General features: G+C 32.9%; 1 protein-coding gene. It reads right to left on the bottom strand.

Annotation, left to right across the window (positions count from 1 at the left end; translation table 11 throughout):
* On the bottom strand, positions 1 to 234 hold a 234-nt coding region (locus Q4563_RS22835; protein WP_303606177.1), incomplete at both ends, for a TolC family protein.

Consider the following 234-nt stretch of genomic DNA (forward strand, 5'->3'; position numbering starts at 1 on the left):
TCTTTTAATTTTTTGTAGTTGTATTCTCTACCAAATCCATCAAAAAGAGTGTAATTGATATTTAAAGAAGCATTGTAACTAGAACTTTTAGCTTTGTTTAAAACAGTAACAGTCCCATTAGAAAATACGGCTTCTGTATTGTCTAAATTAGTGTTGGCACCAGCACTACCAGACAACGTAGGTAGGTAATCAGAGTTTAAAATGCTAGCGTTGTTTTTAGCCATTGCTACATTG

The sequence above is a fragment of the Gilvimarinus sp. 1_MG-2023 genome (genome assembly GCF_030548285.1).